Origin of the sequence: Serratia plymuthica NBRC 102599 (assembly GCF_001590925.1) — a bacterium.
In the GTDB taxonomy this organism is placed as follows: Bacteria; Pseudomonadota; Gammaproteobacteria; order Enterobacterales; family Enterobacteriaceae; genus Serratia; species Serratia plymuthica.
In genome coordinates, this window is sequence record NZ_BCTU01000025.1 from 143335 (window position 1) to 166678 (window position 23344).

Annotated in this window: 20 protein-coding genes and 2 pseudogenes; 9 read left to right on the forward strand and 13 right to left on the reverse strand. The window is 55.5% G+C overall.

Translation table 11 applies throughout. The annotated features are described in order from the left end of the window. Positions 1-124 precede the first annotated feature (124 nt). From SPL01S_RS17860 to SPL01S_RS17870, 3 genes and pseudogenes are all read right to left on the reverse strand, one after another. Positions 125-493, reverse strand: a complete 369-nt coding sequence (locus SPL01S_RS17860; RefSeq protein ID WP_063201787.1) for an antibiotic biosynthesis monooxygenase family protein — start codon at positions 491-493, stop codon at positions 125-127. 211 nt (positions 494-704) lie between these two features. Further along, positions 705-1472 (reverse strand): nuclear transport factor 2 family protein, encoded by a 768-nt coding sequence (locus SPL01S_RS17865; protein ID WP_063201791.1) that lies wholly within the window; start codon positions 1470-1472, stop codon positions 705-707. Positions 1473-2030: 558 nt separating this feature from the next. Continuing rightward, positions 2031-2621, reverse strand: a pseudogene (locus tag SPL01S_RS17870) (GlxA family transcriptional regulator); the annotation flags it as partial. Between SPL01S_RS17870 and SPL01S_RS17875 the strand changes: the two are divergent. After that, positions 2615-2944: pseudogene (locus tag SPL01S_RS17875) on the forward strand (type 1 glutamine amidotransferase family protein); the annotation flags it as partial. The pseudogenes SPL01S_RS17870 and SPL01S_RS17875 sit on opposite strands and share 7 nt — an antisense overlap. A 50-nt stretch (positions 2945-2994) precedes the next feature. Further along, the gene (locus SPL01S_RS17880; protein ID WP_004941969.1) at positions 2995-3558 is read left to right on the forward strand and encodes a DedA family protein; all 564 of its coding nucleotides are present in this window, start codon (positions 2995-2997) and stop codon (positions 3556-3558) included. A 2-nt stretch (positions 3559-3560) separates the two neighbouring features. On the opposite strand, the gene SPL01S_RS17885 is transcribed toward SPL01S_RS17880, so the two are convergent. Further along, the gene (locus SPL01S_RS17885) at positions 3561-4184 is read right to left on the reverse strand and encodes a LysE family translocator (RefSeq protein WP_174523964.1); all 624 of its coding nucleotides are present in this window, start codon (positions 4182-4184) and stop codon (positions 3561-3563) included. Positions 4185-4261: 77 nt separating this feature from the next. Continuing rightward, positions 4262-5155: a LysR family transcriptional regulator gene (locus SPL01S_RS17890; protein WP_062869993.1), complete on the reverse strand. Its 894-nt coding sequence runs from the start codon at positions 5153-5155 to the stop codon at positions 4262-4264. Between the two features lie 112 nt (positions 5156-5267). Between SPL01S_RS17890 and SPL01S_RS17895 the strand changes: the two genes are divergently transcribed. Beyond that, positions 5268-5705, forward strand: coding sequence for a PACE efflux transporter (locus SPL01S_RS17895; RefSeq protein ID WP_006324198.1), 438 nt, complete (start codon positions 5268-5270; stop codon positions 5703-5705). A gap of 636 nt (positions 5706-6341) precedes the next feature. Beyond that, positions 6342-7805 carry an L-asparagine permease gene (gene ansP / locus SPL01S_RS17900; protein WP_063201843.1) on the forward strand — a complete coding sequence of 488 codons (1464 nt, stop codon included), beginning with the start codon at positions 6342-6344 and terminating at the stop codon, positions 7803-7805. Positions 7806-7844: 39 nt separating this feature from the next. On the opposite strand, the gene SPL01S_RS17905 is transcribed toward ansP, so the two are convergent. Further along, positions 7845-8624: a HalD/BesD family halogenase gene (locus tag SPL01S_RS17905; RefSeq protein WP_062869992.1), complete on the reverse strand. Its 780-nt coding sequence runs from the start codon at positions 8622-8624 to the stop codon at positions 7845-7847. 112 nt (positions 8625-8736) lie between these two features. On the opposite strand from SPL01S_RS17905, the gene SPL01S_RS17910 reads away from it, so the two are divergent. Next, entirely contained in the window at positions 8737-9648 is a 912-nt protein-coding gene (locus tag SPL01S_RS17910) for a LysR substrate-binding domain-containing protein (RefSeq protein ID WP_062869991.1), read from the forward strand. On the opposite strand, the gene SPL01S_RS17915 is transcribed toward SPL01S_RS17910, so the two are convergent. After that, positions 9645-10514, reverse strand: coding sequence for an ATP-grasp fold amidoligase family protein (locus SPL01S_RS17915; RefSeq protein WP_063201797.1), 870 nt, complete (start codon positions 10512-10514; stop codon positions 9645-9647). The genes SPL01S_RS17910 and SPL01S_RS17915 overlap by 4 nt on opposite strands. 155 nt (positions 10515-10669) lie before the next feature. Here SPL01S_RS17915 and SPL01S_RS17920 point away from each other — a divergent pair, with 155 nt between their 5' ends. Both SPL01S_RS17920 and SPL01S_RS17925 read left to right on the forward strand, forming a co-directional pair. Next, positions 10670-11962: an oligosaccharide flippase family protein gene (locus tag SPL01S_RS17920; RefSeq protein WP_063201800.1), complete on the forward strand. Its 1293-nt coding sequence runs from the start codon at positions 10670-10672 to the stop codon at positions 11960-11962. A 220-nt stretch (positions 11963-12182) separates the two neighbouring features. Beyond that, a complete protein-coding gene (locus SPL01S_RS17925; RefSeq protein ID WP_063201803.1) occupies positions 12183-14000 on the forward strand; it encodes a putative phage tail protein in 1818 nt (605 codons plus the stop codon). A 108-nt stretch (positions 14001-14108) separates the two neighbouring features. Here the strand turns inward: SPL01S_RS17925 and SPL01S_RS17930 are convergent, their stop codons facing one another. Together SPL01S_RS17930 and SPL01S_RS17935 are read right to left on the reverse strand one after the other, a co-directional pair. Continuing rightward, entirely contained in the window at positions 14109-14705 is a 597-nt protein-coding gene (locus SPL01S_RS17930) for an HD domain-containing protein (RefSeq protein ID WP_063201807.1), read from the reverse strand. A 72-nt stretch (positions 14706-14777) separates the two neighbouring features. Continuing rightward, positions 14778-15626 (reverse strand): DMT family transporter, encoded by an 849-nt coding sequence (locus SPL01S_RS17935; protein ID WP_063201810.1) that lies wholly within the window; start codon positions 15624-15626, stop codon positions 14778-14780. A 93-nt stretch (positions 15627-15719) separates the two neighbouring features. Between SPL01S_RS17935 and SPL01S_RS17940 the strand changes: the two genes are divergently transcribed. Together SPL01S_RS17940 and SPL01S_RS17945 are read left to right on the forward strand one after the other, a co-directional pair. Then, the gene (locus tag SPL01S_RS17940) at positions 15720-16655 is read left to right on the forward strand and encodes a LysR substrate-binding domain-containing protein (protein WP_063201813.1); all 936 of its coding nucleotides are present in this window, start codon (positions 15720-15722) and stop codon (positions 16653-16655) included. A gap of 75 nt (positions 16656-16730) precedes the next feature. Next, complete coding sequence (locus SPL01S_RS17945; protein ID WP_063201816.1) at positions 16731-17492, forward strand: arylamine N-acetyltransferase family protein; 762 nt, start codon at positions 16731-16733, stop codon at positions 17490-17492. 242 nt (positions 17493-17734) lie between these two features. Here SPL01S_RS17945 and SPL01S_RS25505 read toward each other — a convergent pair whose 3' ends face one another. From SPL01S_RS25505 to SPL01S_RS17965, 4 genes are all read right to left on the reverse strand, one after another. Then, positions 17735-17890 carry a hypothetical protein gene (locus SPL01S_RS25505; protein ID WP_169800864.1) on the reverse strand — a complete coding sequence of 52 codons (156 nt, stop codon included), beginning with the start codon at positions 17888-17890 and terminating at the stop codon, positions 17735-17737. A 62-nt stretch (positions 17891-17952) separates the two neighbouring features. After that, complete coding sequence (locus tag SPL01S_RS17950; protein ID WP_063201819.1) at positions 17953-18510, reverse strand: response regulator transcription factor; 558 nt, start codon at positions 18508-18510, stop codon at positions 17953-17955. Between the two features lie 65 nt (positions 18511-18575). Beyond that, positions 18576-20282, reverse strand: a complete 1707-nt coding sequence (locus SPL01S_RS17955) for an O-antigen ligase family protein (RefSeq protein ID WP_063201822.1) — start codon at positions 20280-20282, stop codon at positions 18576-18578. A 2131-nt stretch (positions 20283-22413) separates the two neighbouring features. Next, on the reverse strand, positions 22414-23151 hold the full coding sequence (locus tag SPL01S_RS17965; protein ID WP_063201829.1) for a hypothetical protein: 738 nt from the start codon (positions 23149-23151) through the stop codon (positions 22414-22416). Positions 23152-23344 lie beyond the last annotated feature (193 nt).

Sequence of the window (23344 nt, forward strand, 5' to 3'; positions counted from 1 at the left end):
ACTCAATTGGCAACCCGATATTGGCATTTTAAGGCGGCTAATCACCGCCTTAAAATGCACTGCAGAGGGTCAATCTGCCCATTGCACTCTTACTGCGGTGCCGGGACTGTAAATGACGGTTATCTTATGGAGCCTGGTAGCGTGTCATTTTCATCGATGCACTATCAATGCTTTGCATAAACTTACCGGCCGCTGGCGCACTGGTAAAACTGTTCATGGATGCATCTGCATCCTCAACTGAACGCCAATGTACAATGACCAGCCATTCCTGATTCTGACCTGCAGCGGATTCACGAGAGATAAATCCTGGCTGTTTAGAGACGTGTTGATCTTCAACGGCCTTGTCAATTTTCTTGAACTCTTCGAAAGATACACCCGGTTTTATTTTCAAAGTGACGACTTCGATAACAGGATGACTGTCGGCTGCGTAAACAGACGTTGCCCCGCTCAGGGCAATCAAAGACATTAACACTGTGTTCTTGAGTAATTTCATAGATATTCTGTAGCCTCATACCAGGTTAAGTAAATTGTACGGTTCCCGGAGTCTTGCGTTGTAAAAGCGGGTAACCTAAAACACGTAAAAATTATCGTACGGCTAGCATAGTAGAGGGCTGACCAAGGTGGTCTGATATTCTCTTTCCCAAAGCCAGCTACGTCGTCAAATCTTAAAAGGCATTTCTGCTCTTCGTATAATGATGCGGATATTAGAACTTGCCGTTCTGGTTTTTCCAATCCGGGCGCGCTGGGATAGTTTCTATCGTGTCCCAATGCTCTGCAATCTTGCCATTCTCGACCCGGAACAGATCGTAGAACGCGCTTGGCTGCCCGGCAAAGGTGCCTTCGCTACAGGTGAGGACAAAATTGCCTTCACCCAGTACGCGATGAATGCGATCGTACTTCATGGTGATGCCCTGTTTGGCCATCTCTTGCAAGGCGGCCCCCAACCCGGTTAAACCATCCGCGATCTGTGGGTTGTGCTGAACATAGTTATCGCCATCGTAATACCCTGCCAGTTTGTCCATGCGCCCGTTTACCAGGATGTCATCGACAAAATTTCTGACCACCTCTTTGTTTACCAGCGTTTTATCCAAATCCTGTGCTTCGGTCGGCCCATCAATCATGCTATGCCCGCTTGGATTCAGTGCGTCTGGCTTAACCTGAAGATTGTCCCAGTGCTCGACAATTCTTCCCGCCTCAAAGCGGAAGATATCGAAACCAATTTTTGGCCCAAAAAAGTTATAGTCGGTATGAGCAAATACGTAGTCACCGTCCTGGAATACGCGAACCGTATTGGCCTTTGCACTGCCCTCAGGCAATTGTTGCAACACGGCACCGAAGCCAGCCAGACCATCAGCAACGGCTAAATTATGCTGGATATACTTGTCAGGATTGATATAAGCAACCGGAGCGGTATCACCGGTCTCAATGCTTTTGAGTAGTGCAACAACCTGTTGTTTGGCGGTCAATGACATTTTTTATCTCCTGATAAGAGGGGCCGATTATCCGGGTTTTAATACAACCACGCGGGTTAAATAACAGTTTAGGTGTGACTTTTCCACTTTCCAATAATATCGGTAAGGCATTTATCTTGGCTGTCTGAATCAGGGTGCTTAGTACGGCATTGAGTCACATAAAGACATAGATTTTGTATCCTGTCGTGAACATCGCTATTACCCCTCGATGCGGTAATAGCCGTAATGAGTTCCCTTGCCATCGTCAATCATCTCCGGTTGAATTTGCGTGAAACAGATTGATTTCGACAGGATTAATGCTACTGCTAAAAGTATTTTTATTATATCAAAGAGGTTTGCTCATATTTGTCAAAAAAAATGAATAACTAATGACGAGTGTGTTTTGATTTAGATAGGGCTTGGACCGTTATCGAACTTTTGGCCGCAATCCGGATCAGATCCCCACCTGCATGATGGTACCTATCTGCATGCACTCCGATTAGGTGGATCATGTACGGAAGGTACCGCCCTCTCGTCTCCGTATTCTTTGAAGAGAGGGCGCGCCGGGAGCTGAATGAATTAACCGGCGCGGCTCAGGCGCCGCATCGCCTGCGGAGACAAACCGAAGACGCGAATAAATGCCCGCCGCATACGCTCCGGATCGCTAAAACCGACGGCACGGGCGATAGCCTCCAGCGCTTCGCCGCTCTCTTCAATACTCACCCGCGCCGCTTCCACCCGCAGTTGCTCAATCACCTTGGCCGGCGTCTGCCCGGTTTCCGCGCGAAACAACCTGCCGAACTGGCGTTCGCTCAGGCAAGCGGCATCGGCCAGATCTGTCACCCTGAGCGGCTGATGCAGATGCTCACGGGCGTAAGAAAGTGCGCTGCGGATACGGTCTGAAGAAGGATTAAGCGCCAGCAGCAGTGAATACTGCGACTGCCCGCCAGGACGGCGGTGATACACCACCAGTTGCCGCGCCACGTTGGCCGCCACCTCTGCGCCGAGGTCCTCTTCAATCATCGCCAGCGCCAGATCGATGCCTGCGCTGATGCCGGCAGAGGTCCAGAGGGCACCGTCGCGAATAAAAATGCGGTTGCTGTCGACGCGAATACGCGGATAGCGCTGCTGCAACCGTGCGGCGTGGAACCAATGGGTGGTGGCGCGCTGCCTGCCATTGGTCGATGCGTGACAGCCTGACGCTGTTCGGCGCTATCCCCAGCAGTGCGCGGGTGGAGCGCGACGGCAACGTGATCACCGGTGGCGGCGTAACCGCAGGCATCGACTTCGCCCTGACACTGATCGCCGAGCTGCACGGCGAAGAAACCGCGCAAATGATCCAGTTGTATCTGGAGTATGCCCCGGCACCGCCGTTCCTGGGGGGAACGCCAGAGCTGGCGCCTACTGGGATCCTGGCGCGAGTAGAGGAAACAATGGCGGACAGCCTGCAACAACGCCGGGCGCTGGTCGCGCAGATAGCCGCCCGTCGCTGACGAGCTGGGCGTATACTTAACCTTATGTGTTAAAGACATAGGGGATCAGAATGGCGGATTTAGCCCACTACATTACGGATTACGGCTACTGGGCGCTGTTTATCGGCTGCCTGGCCGAGGGGGAAACCATCACGTTGCTGGGCGGCATTGCCGCGCATCAGGGGCTGTTGCATCTGCCTTGGGTGATTGCGGTGGTGGCGCTGGGCGGCACGCTGGGGGATCAATTGCTGTTCTTTCTGGGCCGCCGCTTCGGCGGGAAAGTGATTTCACGGATGAAAAGCCAGGAAAAGCGCATCGAGCGCGCCAACAAGCTGATTGCCCGCCACCCGATGCTGTTCGTGATCGGCGTGCGCTTTATGTACGGCTTTCGCATTATCGGCCCGGTGCTGATCGGCGCCAGCAAGTTGCCGCCCTCACGCTTTGTGCCGCTGAACATTCTGGGTGCCATTCTGTGGGCGACAATTTTCGTGCTGCTGGGTTATTTCGGCGGTGAAGCCATCGCCCGCTTTATCTCCGGCTTCGACAAAAGGCTGACCAGCCTGCTGTTCTGTGCGCTGGTGATCGCCGCCATCCTGCTGTTGCGCTTCTGGTGGCGGCGTCGCCACGCCGATTAAGGCTATTTATTGAGCATCAGCTTCAGGCCGAGCAATGCCAGCACGCCGCCGCCCAAGCGATCGAACCAGGCTTTAAAACGCAGGTAAGTGCGGCGCGGGCGCGGCGATGACAGCACAAACGCCACAAAGGCGTACCACAGGACGTCGACCGTCAAGGCAATCACCGGCAACACCACGTACATCAGCGGCGAAATTTTATGGCTGAGCAGCGCGGCGAACACGCTACCGAACACGATAGCGGTGTTCGGGTTGCCGAGTTGGGTCAGCAACCCCGTGGTAAACGCCTTGCGAAACCCCAGATGCCGCTCGCCGACCGCCTCCACGTTCAGCGGCCGACTGGCCCCGCGCAGCATGTTAAACGCCAAATAGACAAGATACGCGCCGCCCAGCACTTTCAGCGTGGTGTACAACCACGGCAGCGCCAGCAGCAGCGACTGCAATCCCAGCAGTGCGATCAAGGCAAAGATAAAACAACCGACACCCATGCCTAACGCCACTGCCATGCCATCGCGGCGCGAAGAGGCCACTGCGGTGCGCGCCACCAAAATAAAACTTTGCCCCGGGCTCATCGCCCCGAGCGTTATCGCCCCGGTAATGCTCAATACCGATAATGCCGTTTCACTCATCATGCTTGCGGTACTCCCTTAACTATCCCCTGCTCAAAGTAGCGCAGCGACGAAAATAAAAGCAATGAATACGGGGATCATTCAACCTGAGTCGCATCGCGCATCAGCGCTACCAGCTCGCGCGCGGCCTTGTCCAGCGGCGCATTCTTCAGCCAAACCAGGTGTATCGGCAACCGCAGTTCGTTTTTGGTATTTTTGAATTTCAGCCGGATTAACCTCCCCTGAGCCAACAGCGGCGCAGTCAGCGACAGCGGGAAATTGCCCCAGCCCAATCCGGCCTCAACCATGTTCAGCGCCATCGGCAGGCTGTCGGTGCGCCAGTAAGATTCCGCTACCCGCGGCCGCAGATCGACGATGGGCAGATCGCGGCTGGCCACCATAATCTGCCGCACGTTGACCAGGTCCTCGAAAAACAGCTCGTCCGCCGCTCCTTTTAGCGCCGGGTGGCATGGCGATAGCGTGGCGACCAGCGATTCCGCCCCCACAAAATGGAACTGCTCCTGGCTGTTGACGTTAAGCCCGCCAAACGCCAGGCAAACGCCAACCCTGCCCTGATGCAGCATATGCAACACGTCATCTTGCGGGGCGGTCAGCACTTCGATGTTCAGCAACGGATAACGCTCCGCCAGCGTTTTGATCGCCGCCAGCAGGCCGCTGCCGTTGATGTCCGAAGCAACGCCTATCGACAGCGTACTCTCCAGCCCCTGCGACAATTCGATGGCGTGGTTTTGCAATTGTTTAAGTTGGTCGGCAATCAGCCGCGCATGCGGCGCCAGCGCCAGTGCCAGCGCGGTCGGCACAGGTTCGCGGTGCGACCGGTCAAACAGCGGGAAGCCCAGTTCCGCCTCCATGTTGGCGATCCCCATACTGACTGCCGAAGGCACGCGCCGCAGCGAACGGGCGGCGGCGGAGAACGAACCGCGATCCAATACCGCCAAAAACAGCTCAATGTTATCGCTGGAAAAGTTCATTGCGTTACCTGTCAGTAAAACTGACAGCTCCTGACTTTTTCTATCAATGTGATTGACGTTATCTTAGCCGCCACGACCTGAGAAACCACCAAAAATAACGCAGGAGAACATGATGCAAGGCGTTAAACGCAAACTGGTGTATGTCACCGCTTATGAAATTATCGGCATGGCGATCTCCGCTTTGGGGCTGGCGCTGCTTTCCGGCAGCGCACCCAGCAGCACCGGGCCGCTGGCGGTGATCATCACCACCATCGCCGTAAGCTGGAATTTCATCTACAACTCGCTGTTTGAGCGCTGGGAAAGCCGCCAGACGTCACGCACCCGCACGCTAAAGCGCCGTATTGCGCACGCCGTGGGGTTTCAACTGACGCTGGTGGTGTACCTGATCCCGCTGATCGCCTGGTGGATGGGGATTTCACTGCTGGAAGCGCTGCTGCTGGATATGGCGCTGATCGTCATTATCCCCTGCTATACCTTCGTGTTTAACTGGGCGTTCGACCTGCTTTTCGGTCTGCCTGCCTCGGCTCTGCCGGCCGGGGAATCTGCCTAAAAAATCGCCGTTAATCCCCTCGCCTGCGGGCTATAATCGCCGCAGGCCACAAAAATCTTATTTCTCCCCTTTTTTCACGCCTCGAAAAATAAGCAAAACCCCCTGCAATTTGCACGGTAATTAATATTTTGTGATTTTCGTCACTTTTTATTCCTCGATATTTCCGTGTTGATAAAATCACACATCTTATTGAATAATATATTCTTTTGTATATGGAATAAAAAATAAACACAATTGATCACGATTTATACGCAGGATTTTTTGCCACATTTACGGAGAAAAGGTAGCATGCCTCGCCGTTATTTAATGATGGCTGTACACATAATATACCCTATGGGTTTCAAGTTGCGGCCAGGCGGCCCGCTCGCTTATCCCCAGGCGCTTACTCCGGTAAGTCACTGGGGTAAGCCACAAATCTGTCGGGAACAGATTTGAACGCTGCTTGCAGCGGCCCCGAAGGGGCAAGACCCATGGATGAGTCTTGTAGTGCAGCCAACAACGCTGCAGCTTGAAAGACGACGGGTATAAAACAACAGAATGATGCCACGACCTCATTCTCATAACGATTGGCAATAGCAATCGTTTGCTCTCGTCCGAGAGCTGGGTAACCCTATAGACAGGTAAACAGGACGGATGATGCAATCACATAAAAAAACCGATCATGACAAACACGCCGCCAGAAGACGTTGGTTAGACTCACATGAATCCGGTTATCACAAAAGCATGGGCAACCGCCAGATACAGATGATCGCCATCGGCGGTTCCATTGGCACCGGCTTGTTCCTCGGCACCGGCGGCCGGCTGGAAATGGCCGGCCCGGCGCTGGCGCTGGTCTATCTGGTGTGCGGGATCTTCTCTTTCTTCATTCTCCGCGCCCTGGGCGAGTTGGTGCTGCACCGCCCTTCCAGCGGCAGCTTTGTTTCTTATGCCCGCGAATTTCTCGGCGAAAAAGCCTCTTATGTCGCCGGCTGGATGTATTTCCTCAACTGGGCGATGACCGGTATCGTCGACATCACTGCGGTCGCGCTGTACATGCACTACTGGGGCACTTTCGCCGACGTGCCGCAATGGCTGTTCGCGCTCTGCGCCCTTGGGGTGGTCGCCACCATGAACATGATCGGCGTGAAGTGGTTCGCCGAAATGGAGTTTTGGTTTGCGCTGATTAAAGTGGCCGCCATTGCCATTTTCCTGGTGGTCGGCGTAGTGTTCCTGGGTACGGGTACGCCGGTGGCGGGTAACACTACCGGCCTGCACCTGATCACCGAAAACGGCGGCATGTTCCCGCACGGCTTGCTGCCCGCGCTGGTGCTGGTGCAAGGGGTGATCTTCGCCTTCGCCGGCATTGAGCTGATCGGCACCGCCGCCGGCGAATGCAAAGATCCGGCAAAAATGCTGCCGAAGGCGATCAACAGCGTGATCTGGCGTATCGGCCTGTTCTACGTCGGTTCCGTGGTGCTACTGGTGCTGCTGCTGCCGTGGAATGCCTATCAGGCCGGTCAAAGCCCGTTCGTCACCTTCTTCAGTAAATTGGGCGTGCCCTATATCGGCACCATCATGAACATCGTGGTGCTGACCGCCGCGCTCTCCAGCCTGAACTCCGGCCTGTACTCCACCGGCCGTATTCTGCGTTCGCTGTCGATGGGCGGCTCCGCGCCGAAATTCATGTCCAAGATGAGCAGCCAGCAAGTGCCTTACGCCGGTATTCTGGTGACCTGTGGCATCTATGTGCTCGGCGTAGTGCTGAACTATCTGGTGCCTTCTCAGGTGTTTGAAATCGTGCTGAACATCGCCTCACTGGGCATTATCAGCTCCTGGGCATTTATCATCGTCTGCCAAATGCGCTTGCGTAAAGCCGTGCGGGAAGGCCGCGCCAAACCGGTCACCTTCAAAATGCCCGGTGCGCCGGTCACTTCCTGGTTGACGTTGGCGTTCCTGCTGGCGGTCGTGGTGATGATGGCGTTCGATTACCCGAACGGTACCTGGACCATCGCCACCATTCCGGTGCTGATAGTGCTGCTGGTGCTGGGCTGGTTCGGCCTGCGCAAGCGCGCGCAGGAAGTGAAGCTGGAACAACAGGCTCACGAAGAAGCCCACCACTGAGTCTCTCAACTGCCCCCACCGGGGCAGTTTTTTTATCCGTTACAGCCGGCCGTAAAATGTCATGCGGGCGCTCTCCGACAGCGCGATATCCGGCTGGGCGTTATAGGCCAGCACCACCAGCATACGGGTGGTATCGCCTTCGGTTGGCGTAACACGGTGCATGGCATTGCGCCCGCGAAACAGCACCAAATCCCCCTCCTCCATCGCCAGCGTCTTCACCGCACGCTCGCCGTCCAGCACCTGGGTGACCCCCGCGTAATTCATCTCGCCGCGATCGGCATCGCGCAGGTTTTCCACATACTCAAACCGGCCGCCGGCCTGCGGTTTTTGGATCAGGAGCGTGATGGCGAATGAGGAGTTATCAAAATGCCAGCCCAGTTCCTGCCCGCGATGCGCGTAGTGCAGATTGATCGACGACAGCCGATCGGCGTAGGGATAAAGCTGTTGCTCTTCCAGCACCGCACAGAGGAAATCGCGGAAAGGCTGGGCATCATACAGCGTGCGCAGCGGCGACTGTGCCGGGATATCCTCGTCGGTAATACAGCCCTTGGACGACACCACCTGCCGGTTGCGCGCGTGGTCGGCAGGCAGGCTTTCATCCTGCGGTTTCAGGTATACGTTATGCTTGCTGGCGGCATAAAACGCCGCGTGGCTGTTCTCCGCCCCTTCGAGACGAACGGTCGCCAGCGCGGCGGCGGTCAGAAAGCCCCGCAGCACCAGCGCACCCGCCGTGTCCAGCGTCGCTTTGCAGCGGGCCTGAAAGGCGGCGTCTCCAATCGGGTTGGCGGATAAATCAACGATATGAGCGAGTTGCTGCATGAGAAGCTCCTGAAGGCTTAGCGGCCGGATACCCCACTGTAGCGAATGTCGCATTGCCGTAATAACAAAAATGCGTTAAGGATGAGGTAACCCATTCTTAACGATAGCCGCCATGAACGCACCTTCCCGCAGCCGCCTGCCCAAACTGAGCGCCATTTTGGCGTTTGAAACCGCCGCCCGTACCGGCAGCCTGGCCAGAGCGGCAGACAGCCTGGCGCTGACCGCCGCCGCCGTCAGCCAGCAAATCCGCCAGCTTGAACAGCATCTGGGCATTCAGCTGTTTACCCGCGCCAAAAGCGGCGTGACGCTAACCGAACAGGGCGCGGATTATCTGGCCTATGTGCAGGAAGCGTTCGAGACGCTGCGCGTGGCGCAGCAGCATGTCGATCGCCAACGGGGCCAGGAAACCCTGACGATCTTTGCGCTACCGGCGCTGGCGTCAAAATGGCTGAACCCGGCGATTGGCGATTGGCTGGCACGCCAGCCGCAGCTGGATATCCGCCTGCACGCCACCCATGCCGCGGTGGATTTCGCCGCCTCGGCGGCGGACTTTGCATTGTGCTTTGGCGATCAAGACTATCCGCTGCTGGAAAAAGTGCAGTTGTTTCAGGATGGCGTGCAGCCGGTGTGCAGCCCGCAACGGCAGGCCGCAGGCGACTGGACCCGGCAGCCGCTGATTCATGTCGATTGGGGCAAAGAGAGCCAGTTCCTGCCGGGTTGGCATGAGTGGTTCACCGCCGCCGGGCTACCGCCACCGCAGCGACGGGGCCTGACCTATAACCTGACCTCACTGGCGATTGATGCGGCGGTAGCAGGCCACGGCATTTTGCTCGGCCAACAAAGCTTGATCCAACGCGAACTGGCTAACGGCACGCTGGTGCCGCTGGCAGAAACGGTGCTGCCTCTCAGCAAGCCTTATTACGTGGTCTATCCGCAGCGCACGCTGGACAAGCCCAAAGCGGCGGAGTTTTTGGCCTGGCTGCAAAACCTCGCACCGCCGAATCCCGGTGGACTATCGTTCTAACCGCCGCAGCGGCTACCGGCCCTGGACATCATCTCGCCCAGCAGCAGGTTGGTCGCACGCGGCAGAAAAACCTCATTGCCGGCACCGGGGGTCAGCGTCAGTTCGCCAATGTAGAGCCGCTCGGGGGTGAGATAAAAATCGACGCGGCAATAGTCGAGATCTGCCGCTACGGCTTTGGCTACCCGGATCATCTCATCCCAGAACGCAGGTTTCTCATGCAACGTGTTGATCTGCGGAATATCTTTTTGAATAAAAAAGCAAGGGTGAACATGCTCTTCCAAAAACTCCAGCGAAGTGGGTTCAGGCCCACCGCGCAGTAATTCAACGAACAGATAAGATTGATCTCCGTTAAAAACATGCACCTTGTAATCGATCAATTCCCCGCAGCACTCGATATCCAGCAATTTCTCGACGATAATTTTTTGCGGAATGGTGGCGTAATGTTTTTCACGAAACCGTTTCCAATAGGTTATTTCAGACCAGCCATTAAGAATATTCATAATATCCTGATAGCTGGTCTGACTTTTATCTTTGACTATTTTAACCTGCTGAGACGCATTATTGGTTTTAATTACAAACGATTGTGGCAGGGAAAGGTAATCCTGTTCGGTAAAGTCATCGGTGATCATGATGATCGGCGTTAGGTATTTTTCCGATACCCGCTGTGAAATATACGCTCTTACCGCCACCTTATCCGCCAACAGGCTGAAATCACGCTGCGGATAACGCATACGTTGATAAATTTTCTCGGAAAATGTCTTGGGGTTTTTGAAGTTCACCCAAGAGCCATGAGCAAGATAATGGCTAATTTGATAATAAATAGCATCGGGCGCGGCCCGATAGAGCCGTTTTGCGAGTTTTCTCATTTTTCTGTTTCTTCCATGAAGATAGCATACGGAGAAATGTTTTTAACATTCCTATTATTGCCGCTCAATTATAAAACCTTGCGCCCCCACCGTTACAAGGGCTACGGGAATAATCGGATGATTCTTATTACAGAATGCGACAGGGAAAAGCGCTGATGCAATTGAAATTCATAGATATCAACATAGTGAAAAATGCATTCTGGATGATATCTGAAAAAATGGTCTCTATTCTTGGCGTCATTTTTATCACCGCCTATATGGCAAAATATATTGGCCCGGAAAGTTTCGGCAAGATCACCTTCGCTACCGCCATTTTCGCCATTACCCAGACGCTGGCGTTGCTGGGCTCCGACACCGTGCTGTTCAAACGCATTAGCCGCAACCCGCGCTCCGGCACCGCATTGATGTTTTCCACCAACCGCCTGCGCCAGGGCTGCTTTATCCTGTTTTCCGCCGCCATCCTGCTTTACACCGGTTTACGGGACGACTTCATTACCTTCTACTTTTGCGCCGCCACCTTTGTCGCCGGCTTTTTCTCGCTCAGGGACGTGTTCACCATTTACCACGACGCCCGGCTGGAGTCGCGCTTCAATACGCTGGCCAACGTTGCCGGCTTGGGCAGCGCCCTGCTGGCGCGTTACCTGATCGTTTATTTTGATCTGCATCTGTATTTCCTGGCGATCCCCATCGTGATGGTTTATCTGATCCCTTATCTGATCCGCCACCACCTTTATCATCGCCGCCACCCGCGCTTTACCGCCCCCGCCCGCGTTCGACGCAAATATGTGCGCTATCTGCTCGCCAGCGGGCTGCCGCTGGCGGTCTCCAACGTTTCCATCGCCATTTACACCCGGTTGGCGCAGCTGTTCCTGATGTGGTTCGTTTCCGCCGAAGCGCTGGGCATTTATTCCGTCGCCATCACGCTGGCCACCGCCTGGATGTTCGTCACCAACGCAGTGATCTCCTCATTTTTCGCCAAGATATTCGCTTACCGCCGTGACGACGCGGTGCGCGCCGCCGCCAAACTGAATGGGCTGGTGCTGGCGATCGCCGCCGCAATCGTGGCAGGCATCGTTTTGCTCGGCAAACCGGTGATCGTGCTGCTGTACGGGGAGCAATATCTGGCAGCCTATCCGGCCATGGGCGTGCTGGCGGTAGCGACGCTGCTTTCGGCACTCGGCACCCTGGCCTATAAATACATTGTGATGTTCTCGGGCTACGGCTTCCTGTCGAAGAAGATGTTCCTGGTGTTTATCATCAATATCCCGCTTTCTTATTGCCTGATCCGCCAGTACGGCATCATGGGCGCCGCCTACAGCACCCTGCTGACCGAACTGCTGTCGCTGACCCTGCTCAACTACGTCTTCCGCCGCGGCGTGGTCTTGCAAATGCACCTGAGCTCGCTCAACCCACTCACTTATCTTCGCCGCGCACCGCAGGCCGGCTAACCCTCACCGCCCGTAACAGATTGCCGTTAGCCCGCTGGCAGCGGGCACAACGCTCATGGCTTAACCTGCCTTGCCCCTCCTGCTAAGTTTCTCCCACAGGCCGGGAGATTTAAAAGTGCATCGTCCTCGGCCTGCACACTTTTATTTTCAATACGCCACTGTGCTACTGCAATGATGATCTTGCAGTAACCTGCATCATCGAAAGAGTGAGGTTTACACCATGATTACATTAAATGATTACGCCAACCTGCGCGCCTATACCGGCAGTGAGTCAACCGTAATGATTGAAGATCGCTATCACCACGGCGTATTCCTCCGTGACAGCGCAGACACCACCAGCCTGGACAACGGCGCGACTATTCTGATCGATACGCAAAACCGCCGCTGGAAACGTATTATCAATGACGGTGATTACTGCATTGACTGGTGGTATCAGGCTGGCGATGAGCTGGATTATTCCCTGACCATTACCCGCGCCAGTAATTTTTTACAGGTTAAAGGTGATGAATGGTGGAAAGCGCCGATCCCCACCACGCCTGCAGGCATTACCCTGGTCGGCCCCGGCGGCGTGCGCCCATGTAAAACCACCGCAAAATTAAGATTATGGAAAAACTCCGTTGATTTTAAAGGCACCATTTTGGATTTTTCCGGCGCAGCCAATATTGAATGCGTGCGGGTGCTGTATAGCCAGGGTGCGCCGGCGATCTATAACCTGCGCATCGTCGGCACGCCAGGAGAAACAGCCAATCTGCGCGGCCTGTGCGTTTACAGCGATGCACCCACTATGGATGGCATGCCAGCCAGCCAGTTGCTGGTGCAAAACGTCTGGCTGACCAACCTCTACAAAGGCATCGTTTTTGGCAACAACGCCTATATCCAGAGCTGGCACAGCATTATGGTTCGCGGCTGTTGGTGGCCGATTTGGTCCGAAAGCGCATCCAATGCCGGTGAAAAAATTGTGTTCTACAAATGCCTGTTCGGCGACAGCAACAACTATTATCAGGGCGTTCATTCGTTGGCCTTCCGCGATTGCTCGTTTGACTACAGCGGTTTTAAAAATGTCGCCGATCAACAAGCGAATACTGACTATGGGTTATTCGACCTCAAAGCCGGCACGCTGGATTTTAAAAACTGTCACTTCGAATGGGGCAATAAAAACTCCCGCAACTCCCGGCCGGTATTTACCAGTGACAACAGCGGCACGGTAAAAATCAAGGACAGCCAGTGGCACAGCGTGCAAACCAACGTTACCGATCCCGACAGCACGGTTCCTTACCAATACGTTGAGTATTTTTACTTCGACAAATCCAGCGATTTGAGCGGTAAATGCTACATAGACGGTTTCGATCTGGTGAACTCTGACATCAAGAAAGGGTGGTCAAACAACCATATTGAAATGAAGAAGATCGTCGCTCCTGGCTATATCAACATGTGGCGTCAACTCTATCTCGGCGATGGCGTTAATCACCTGCCAGAGCCGACATGGAAGGAAAGCGGCGCGCTGCAGTTGAACAATGTTTACGCCGCCAGCGGCACCCGCATCTCGCAAACCGAAACCTCCGATTTGACGGTGACGCTGCAAAACGGCGTGCTTACCGCCACCACCAAAACGGCAGCGGCGGACAAGAAAATCGAAGTTTATTTCCCGATTGAAAAAAACGATCTGGTGTTGTGGCGCGCCACGTTGGAGAACCTGCAGGGCCTGAGCAGCATGGATGTCGCCGTTAACACCTATCAGGGTAAATACGAACTTAAGGGTAACGCCGGGACCACCACCGTGCTGGAAAAAACCTGCCAGTGGGGACGAAGCGGCACCGTAACGCCAACGTCACCGGCCACCATGACTTCGGATCGCATCACTGCGCTGGATTCTGCGGAGTATCTGCCGCTGCCGGAAGGCTATGTCAATTACGCTCGAATTGTCATCGTCCTGAAAAACTTCGGCGGTAGCGCCAGCAACCCGGCTTCGGTGGACATCACCAAACTGCTGTGTCAGAAGATTGATATTGTTTCCCGCAACCCACGTAAATCCTGGTAACGCTCAAGAGTCACCTCATTAGAGGCGGCTCGTTCCCTCAGATTTAATAAGCTTCATTTTCATAAACTCGCCCGCAAAAGCATAATCCGTTTTAACTTCAATCCTCACCTACACAGCCAACCTGAAATGCTCCTCGTATTGCTGCCACAACGTGTTGAACCAACTGTCGTCGCCGCTACGCCGGTTAATCAGCGCGACGGCGGCGTCACATTGGCTGCGGGCGGCAGCCAACAGCCCGGCGTCGCCTTGCTGCAGTACGCACAGCAAGCGCGACATCTCCACCAGGTACTGGCGCGCAAAGGCCGGCTCGTAGTCGGTGATGTTTTTGCTGTTGTCGATCAGATCGCACAGCTTGATGGTTTGCGCTTCCGGGCAGGCCAACGCACTGTGTTGCAGATTGGCATTCTTGCGGTGCAACCGCTCGCCGCCGTAACGGCGAGTTTGCACATCAGTCAGCATCTCCACGTACCTTTCGACCGTAGGGCCGAACTCGCGGCGGATATCCGCCAGGGTCACCGGGGTGTCTTCCACCGTATCATGCAGCCAGGCGGCGGCGATCATTTCCGGCGTAGGGTTTGCCTGCTGCAACAGCGCCACCACAGCGGTGGGGTGAACGATGTAAGGCTCGCCGGTAAACTTGCGCTTCTGCTTGCAGCTCTCGTGTGCCTGCGTGGCGAACAGCCGGGCTTTTTGCGTTAAATCCATGCTGACTCCTTATCTGAATATCCCCATTTTAACGGCGATCGTCCGGGGTAAGAGAGTCTGTTTGGTTATGAGTTATGCCGGTTGCAAATGCAGCACCACAGCGCCCGCCAATACCGTTAATACCCCCAGCCACTGCGGGCCGGAAAGCCGCTCGCGCAACAAAAGCGCGCCCAACAGCGCGGCGATGCCGCCGGATAGCGTGCTGAGCACGGTGACGACAGCCACCGAGCCCGCCCCGGCGCCCACGGCAAAGGCGGTAAAACCGCCCAAACTCAGCAGGCTGGCGGCCAGCAACAGCCCACCTTGCCGCCAGGTGGGCCGTGCAACCAGCGCTCGTCGGTCAGTGTTCAGGATCAACACCGCCGCCAACCCGACCGTGTAGCCGAGCCACAGGCTGACGCGTGGCCCCAGCACCGGCAGCGTGTATTTTCCCTGCAACCAAAAACCGGCGCCGTAACAGAGCGCAGCCACCAACGAGAAGGCGACGGAGGGCCATGCCGAACTGGATTTTTCAGGCTGGCGGCCCGGCTCCATCGCGCTGAGTATCACCCCAAACAGACACACTGCCAGCCCGGCCAGCGTCAGTGCGCCAAGCCGTTCGCCGCCGAGCCAGGACAACAGCGTGGTCACCGCGCCATAGCTGGTGACCAAGGGGGCCACCAGCGCCGCCTTGCCGATGGCGAAAGCCTGGGACAGCGCCAACGTTGCGCCCACCGTCAGGCCGGCGGCCAGCAGCGCCAGCCCCCAAACCCTGGCCGACGCCGCAAAGGCGGGAATGGCGGTGGTCAGCAACAACGCGGTCAGAATGACAAAACCGATCGCCTGGGAGAAAAATACCGCCCTGCGCACCCCCACCGCCCGCGCGTTGATGCCGATCAAAAAATCCGTGCTGCCCCAGCACAGCGCGGCGGCTAACCCCATGAATATATCCACCCAATTCTCCCGTCCGATTCGTTGACAAAAAGTAAGAGAAAAATCGCTTGTGGAACATCGATAGATTGGCAATATGGTTGAATGAAACTCAAGCTGAACGCCCAACCACGCCTGCCGTCGCTGAAAGCCTTGCATACCTTCGAGGTGGCGGCGCGCTGCGCCACTTTTACCGAGGCGGCGGAGCAGTTGAACGTCACGCTGGGGGCGGTCAGCCGCCAGATACGCCAGTTGGAGAATGAACTGGGCGTTGAACTGTTTCACCGCAAGGGCAATGCGGTGGCACTCAACGACACCGGCAAACGGCTGGCCACCGACGTCACCCGTGCGCTGACGCTGCTGCAAAAAGCCAGCGATCGCGCCCGGCCGGTGCAGCAACAAACGCTGAAACTGACCTGCACGCTGGGCATTGCCAGCCACTGGCTGGCGGCGCGTTTACCGGCGTTGCGCCACGCCGATCCTGATGTCTCGCTGGTGCTGGACGCCAACGAAAGCCTGCGCGATTTAGCCAGCAGCGAAGCGGACATCGCCATCCGTTACAGCCCCACCGCCAACCCGCCGCCGCATTCCCGCGAACTGTTGGCCGATGCCTTTGCGCCGCTGGCGAGCCCCGCCTTTCTTGCCGCGCACCCTGCGTTCACCCTCGCCGATCTCCCGCTGGCCCCCTTGATTCACTCACCGTGGAAGGACGCGCAAGGGCTGGGCGCCGCCGGCTGGCAAGACTGGTTCGCCGCCTTTGGCGCAGGCGCGACGGCACCGCGCGGCATCCTCACCGTTAACAGCGTCGGCCATGCGTTGCAGGAAGCGATGGAAGGCAACGGTATCGTGCTCGGCAGCCTGGCGGTGGCGCAGGATGCGTTAGCCGCAGGCAAGCTGGTGCCGGTGTTTGGCGAGCACGGGCAACTGCCCTGCGCCTATCAATATCGCCTGTGCTGGGCAGACAGCGCGTTCGTCAGCACCACCACCCGCCGCTGGGTGAATCTGCTGCTGCAAGCGGCAGGCAAACCCCCGGCGTTTTGACGCAGCACGTATTGCGCCCACAGCAGTGAAAAATCCAACTATTTTATAATCAATTTTTTTGCTGCGAGACACACCGTGGATAAACAACGCTACCTGCAACATATTGGATTCGCAGGCATCCCCCAGGCGGACCTCCTGACGCTGCAACAATTGCACCGCTGCCATATGCTGAGCGTGCCCTTTGAAAACCTGAGCATTATTTATCGCCAGGGCATTCATCTGGAAGAACCGGCGCTGTTCAATAAAATTGTCGAACGCAACCGCGGCGGCTTTTGCTATGAGCTGAACCGGCTGTTTGCCGCGCTGTTGAAGGACATCGGCTTTAACGTGCAGTTTATTTCCGGTGAGATCCGCGCCCGCGACGGCAGCTTCGGCGCGCCCTTCGACCATATGGCGCTGAAGGTGGAGCTGGATCAGCCGTATCTGGTGGACGTGGGGTTTGGCGACTCGTTCCTGACGCCGCTGAAGATCACCACCACCGAGCAGCAACCGCAGACCAGCGGCACCTTCCATTTGGAACAGGAAGGCGAGACCTACTATCTGGAACGCCGAAACGGCGACAATCGGTCGCACGCCAAAACCCTGTACCGCTTTACCCTGCAAGCCCGTGAGCCGAGTGAGTTCGACGGCATGTGCCACTACCACAGCACCTCGCCGCAGTCGCATTTTACCCAGCGGCTGGTGTGCTCGCGGCCAACCGAAAATGGCCGGGTGACCCTCAGCGAGAACAAGCTGATTATCACCGAAGATCACCAGCGCCATGAATCGACGCTGCATTCCGAAGACGAACAGCGTGCAACGCTGATACGCTATTTTGGGATTGATTTGGAAAATTGAGAATATATATTGAGGCGGATGATGTGCTTCATCCGCTAAAGAGCTGCACCTAATCGTGCTACAGGTGAAAAGCATGCAGAGCGCCGACACGCCGTGAATCCATCTATGCGCTCAACGGTCGGCTAACCTGCATGTTCCTCACCTGTCTCAAGCTCAGGGTGTCGCGGTATTAAACGCCGTTATTTAGCGAAAACGGATCTGACGAAGGGAAAATAGGTGAAAGATCCGCAATGCTCCGGGTTTTATTTTTTCTCGGCTAATAAAATGCTCGCAAATACGCCTTCCATTTCACTCACCTTTTTTATAAATTCCTCTGGTGAATAGACCACCCCGGCGTGGGCAATATAGTGCAGCGCCATTTCACGAGACTTTTGCATCACCCATTGATTTCTTAACATACTAATATCCTTCTATAATAAAAATAAAAACACCATTCAGACAGCAGACATTCGCTATAAAATCAATTAAATAACTTCGACAGTTTGACCAACGAATAGGGGGTGTTATCTAAACCCAACTTCTTCAGCGCGTTGATTTTTTGGCTGCTGATGGTTTTGATACTTTTCCTTGTTCTAAATGCAATCTTGGTGGGGCTCATGCCTAATATGATAAGCTTCAGCACACTGTATTCGATAAAAGATAAAACCTCACGATTGCCTTTAGTGCCAGAAAAGTCCCCTCCCTGTATGACTTCACGCTCAAACACCTCAACGCCTGCACCCTCCTCGATAAACCTGAGTGTTTTCATGGATAAATACTCCATGATTGCGATAACCCGCTTTTGCGCAATGAAGATGATATCCTGATGACCGTAAAAATGAGGACTCCTTAGCAAGGGTAAAATGGTTGGGTAGTCGTCATCGGTAACATGAATTAAAACTATCGCCTGACCAACATCCCCCTCGCTTAAATAATCCGCTCCAATAAACGCCATTTCATAGCCTGTTTTATTTTCAAACACGGCTTTTAATGCCAGCTTCGTGAACTGGCATTGACTCATCAATAGTATTTTTTTCATATCAATAAACACGCTAGAGAGTAAAACAGATATCTGGGATAGACAGTGTTTTATGCCTATTGCCGTCAGAAGCTTGAACGCGCAAACCGCCTGTCATGGGGAAACAATAACGCCGCCTCATACCGCAGTTCATCGGCCAGCACATATTGTTGCTGTTGATACAAGATAACCAACAGGTTGGCGTAAACGTTTTTATCAATGCGGTGATTCAGATAACGCTGCGCCCATTGGGCATAGGTTTCCAGCCGCTGCTCGTCACGCGTTCGGTTAAAGGCGAGCAAGCCTGCCAACTGGCGATCAAACTGCAGGCGATCGTCATGCATCCAACTCGCCCAGCCTGGCAATGCCTCCACCTGCCGCATATCCTGCAACCCGCCGCGCTCCGCCTGGGTCAATACCTGCCCGCTGTAAAACCCGGTCGCCATAACGAACAACGCCGCCAGTGACAGGGCCAGCATCGGCAATCGCCAGTGCTTTAACCCCGTACCGGAACCAAGGCGCGGGCCAACCAGCCGATCGAGCATTGCCAGCAACAGCAGGAACACCAGCCAGTGCAGTGCCGACAGATAAAACGGGTATTCGGTTTGGCTATGCAACGCAATCGGCAACAGCGCCAGACACAGTGCCAGTGCCTCGCCCGCCGATGCTTTGCCACAGGCCAAGGCCCGCTTGTCGTGCCAACGGGCACGCGCCACCAGTTTGATGCCCGCCCACACCAGCAGCAGCATACCCAGCAGCGCGACCACGCCCCCTTCCACCCACCACAGCAGCAATTCGTTATGCGGATGGCGGGCAATTTCAGTCACTGCCGTGGGCGGCGTTTGGTTAATGCGAAAATGCTGAAAACTGTACTCAAAACCGCCGTAACCCCAGCCAAGAAGCGGCTTTTCGGCGATCATCGCCAGCGTATCGCGCAGCATGGTGTAGCGTGCGTGGTTGGAGCCGGCATGGCTGGCATAGCGCAAAGCACCGCCCAGCTCATTACCCCACCACAGCACCAGCGCCGCCGCCACGCTGCCGCCGGCAACCAGCAGTGAGGCAATGGCGACAGCCTGCGGATAACGGCGGCAAAAACACAGGACAAACAGCCCCAGCACCAGGGCACCCGCCAGCCAGCCGGTGCGGGATTGCACCCACACCAACACCATCGGCAGCAACACCAGCGCCACGGCCAGGGCGCGGCGACGCCAGCTTTCTGCACGCGGATTCAGTCGCTGGAACCCAGGCAGCACATACGCCGCCAACGTCAGCGCCAATCCGGTGGCGATAAAACTCGCCAGCACGTTAGGTTGCTGGAAAATGCCGAAGGCGCGCAGGCTACCGGATGGGATCCAGGATTGTGCAATCGCTGGCGCAAACAGCTGCAACAGCACGATTAACGCCTGAACCACCGCCGCCGATAAAATCAAATACAGCACCGCATGGCGCTGGCGTGCGGTCATGCGCACCTGCAACCAGGTGAAATAAAACAGTGCCCCGGCAAATAAGCCGGCCAGCCGCCAAACGGCGGCGCTTTGCCATTCGGGCCGGGTAAATATTACCGGCAGCGCCAACAGTAAACAGGTAGCTATTATTGCGCGACAGGTCGGCGTTATCACCACCCGGCGCAGCGGTGTTGCCCGCCAGCACCCCCCCATTAATAGGGCCACTCCACCGTAGACCAGCAAATTAAATGGCAACGCCAACCCAATCCCGCCGGGGTTGGGGATATATATCGCCAGCGGAATAAAAATCAAAAATATAAATAAGAAAAAAATACGATCGAATATCATAAAAAACCTGGCAATATTATAAAAAATGGCGCTATACCCAAAACAATTCGAGTTACAGGAAGGCGGCAAGTCTGAGAATCCCCAGGAGCTATTCAAGTAAGTGACTGGCGTGAGCAGACGCAGCCAACGCACATGCAACTTGAAGTATGACGGGTATATCAATAACGCCGTTTAGATTATGAGAATATCGGCTAAGCGTAAAACTTAACGATAATTGGCGTACAGCACGATGCTTTTAGCAGCCACGCCCATCTTTAATACATCCTTCGCGCTAAGTTCGGTTTGATAAGGGACGGTCTGCTGATTGCCGCTTTGCACGTTATCCCAAAACTTGACTGGCGTTTCGAAGGCGATTTTCCTTTCCTGGTCCTTAATACTAAAATAAGTGCCGTTACCCAGATCCAGAGCGGTATTATTTCTCCACTAACCCGCCGCGGGGCGAAGAGAAGATCAGTTCAACTCGTATCATACTATCGGTATGGCTACGCGAGTTCGCACCACAGGCCCACACAATGGGATTATCCTGCTAAGCTCAAGCCCTTCCGCGGGGACCGAGGAGATAACATCAGGCCCCGTCGCTGCCCGGGGCATGATAGTAAGCGCGTCACATGTAAGTCACGTTCACTATTGCACTTCCCGAAAAGGTCCCAGCTTGAAGCCGAGATACGCCCGAAGTTTTAACACGTAGTAGGATGGGTTGTTGTCCGCTACCCGTAAAGTGCATGGACAGCGGGCGCCCGAAACCGTTCCCCCAGTCCAGGATGGCCGTTGCCGTGTTATCCCCACCAAGTGGTATCTGCTCCCCCGTATTGGTCTCAACCTGGACATCCGTTGCCGAGTCACACGTTGCAACAATGCCTGGTATCTCGACCGGGGTAGCTTCCGAGCCCTGGACCGCGTCGAGACGCACGTCTATTTGACTTGGACTGATTCTGCACGACGTCGCCTGTACGAGGCCCCGGGCGCAATTCGACACTATGGACCCAAGGACCAGCCCCCCCCTGTTTCCCGTCCGACGCGGCCAGGACGACGCACGGCCCCATTTTCTCCCATGCGACGGGCAAATGGTCGTGTCCGAGCCTGCCTTTGTTCCTCACTGACGCCCACCATGACCCAATCGTTCGGTAATCGCTGTCGCTCCCGTTATCATCATGTATCCACCGTTCAGCGTCCCCGGTGTAGTACCCACTCCACCACCCGTCCGGTAGCCACGATTCATCTATGGTAAAGAAGCTCAGATTACACAGCGGACGCTCATAGCACGGGTTAGGGGTCGGGTCACTCTCGCTTGCACCCACGATCCCGGCCCAGAACATACCACCAGGTACGGTGGGCGCTTCCGTCACGGACACGGTCACATTTGCGAATGCGGACAGGGGGAGGACGAGTACGCACGTGCGGAGGATCAGCATTGTGTAGTCTCGAATTGTATGGATTTGCGGTATCATTATGTTGACTTTTGTTTATAAAGTAGAAATTGGTGGCAGACAGACCGAAATTTTGGCCAACTCCACCTAATCGGGAAGAACGCCGTGACGTGATAGAATGATCGATATGTCATAGACTATCGGAAGTATCACCCAGCATCCGCTCTGCCCATAATGTCCACCGTGCGTCGTACGTCCGCACTCGCAACTCAGTCTCTGTCGATGACAGCCCCTGTCGGCGAGCTTGCTCATAAAGCCGCGCGCGTCGTGCACGATGGTTTTCCAGCGCTCTGGGCGCTATGGTGGACCCGGTGGGGGTAAACCATACGGCCTCCGTCATAAGCCCTGTGCAATTGCTGGAGCAAGCAGCTGCAACAGCACGATTAACGCCTGTACCCCCGCCGCCGATAAAATCAAATACAGCACCGCATATCGCCGCCGATCCGTCATACGCACCTGCTCCATGTGGGAATAAAACACTCTCCCGGAAGTAGCCAGACACCCGCCAAAACCCCGTGTTCTCACTTGGGTCGAAAACAACGGCCGGCACCATTCAGTAATAGGCAGCGGGTATTGATCGCATGGGCCCCGCGTTAGCTATCCCCGCGCTGTGCCCACCCAACGACGACTAAGCAGCGCCGCAAAGCCACTAGGGCACGGATAGATCGGCGGTCGCCACGGCGGTTTGCGATATTGGCCCCGGTTCACGGTAGTTCGACCCTGAGTACAGCATGCCCGATGTAGGTCCCAGGTTCGGCCCACCCGGCCACGGTCGTGGCCCGCAGGGTAGTTTCGATGACTGCCCCTTTCTCCGCCCGGCCGTGAATGGTGTATGGCTGGGCAGGATCACCGCCGTCAAACGTCATGTCCACAGCCCCCCCCGCAGTATATTGGAGGCGCCCATCACTCTCCGCCGCAATCGACGCGATGAAGTCGGTCGACCCATCGCATGTGATGCGCACAGGCGCGGTACCACGCACGATGTCGGTGTTGGATGCGGGTGGCAGGACGATATCCCCCGAGACAACGTCACAGGTCACGGGCGGAGGGTGTCCGGACCATACGATGTTCATGTCGACGCTCAGCCATCCGTCGTTGTCGTTATTGTCCCATCGCACTTTGGCCTGCCTGCACTTTTCTTCGTCAGGAAGCTCCTCCCGCACTGACACAATCATCCCGCCTTTATACATGTGTTCGCGAAATGTCTTTTTCGAGAATACTCCAGCGTTGTTTTGATATACGACGGTGCCCAGATTGCACCCGCCGTAGAAAGTAAAGGTTTCGGACCATAGTCCGATCTTATTGTCGGCCCGTCCGTCTACTTTGTTGTCCCAGGACCGAGCTTTCAGGTACATAATGCCCTTATCCCTGTCGATTAGAGGTTCTACGATCGCCACGCCGCCGTATGCGACGTTATGCCCAATCACGGCAGCGACGATCAACAATGCCCATGGCAGGGACGCCGTCTTCGCCCCGATGAGTCGCGGGATCCCGGTTCCCCGTGTCCGAATAGTTTGAGCGCTGCGCGTCACGATGGTCCACTCTCTTATTTGGTCTCTAAATTTAATTTATTCAGCAGGTATCGCTATGTATCATCCAATGGATGACCCAGTATGCGCTCTGCCCATATTGCCC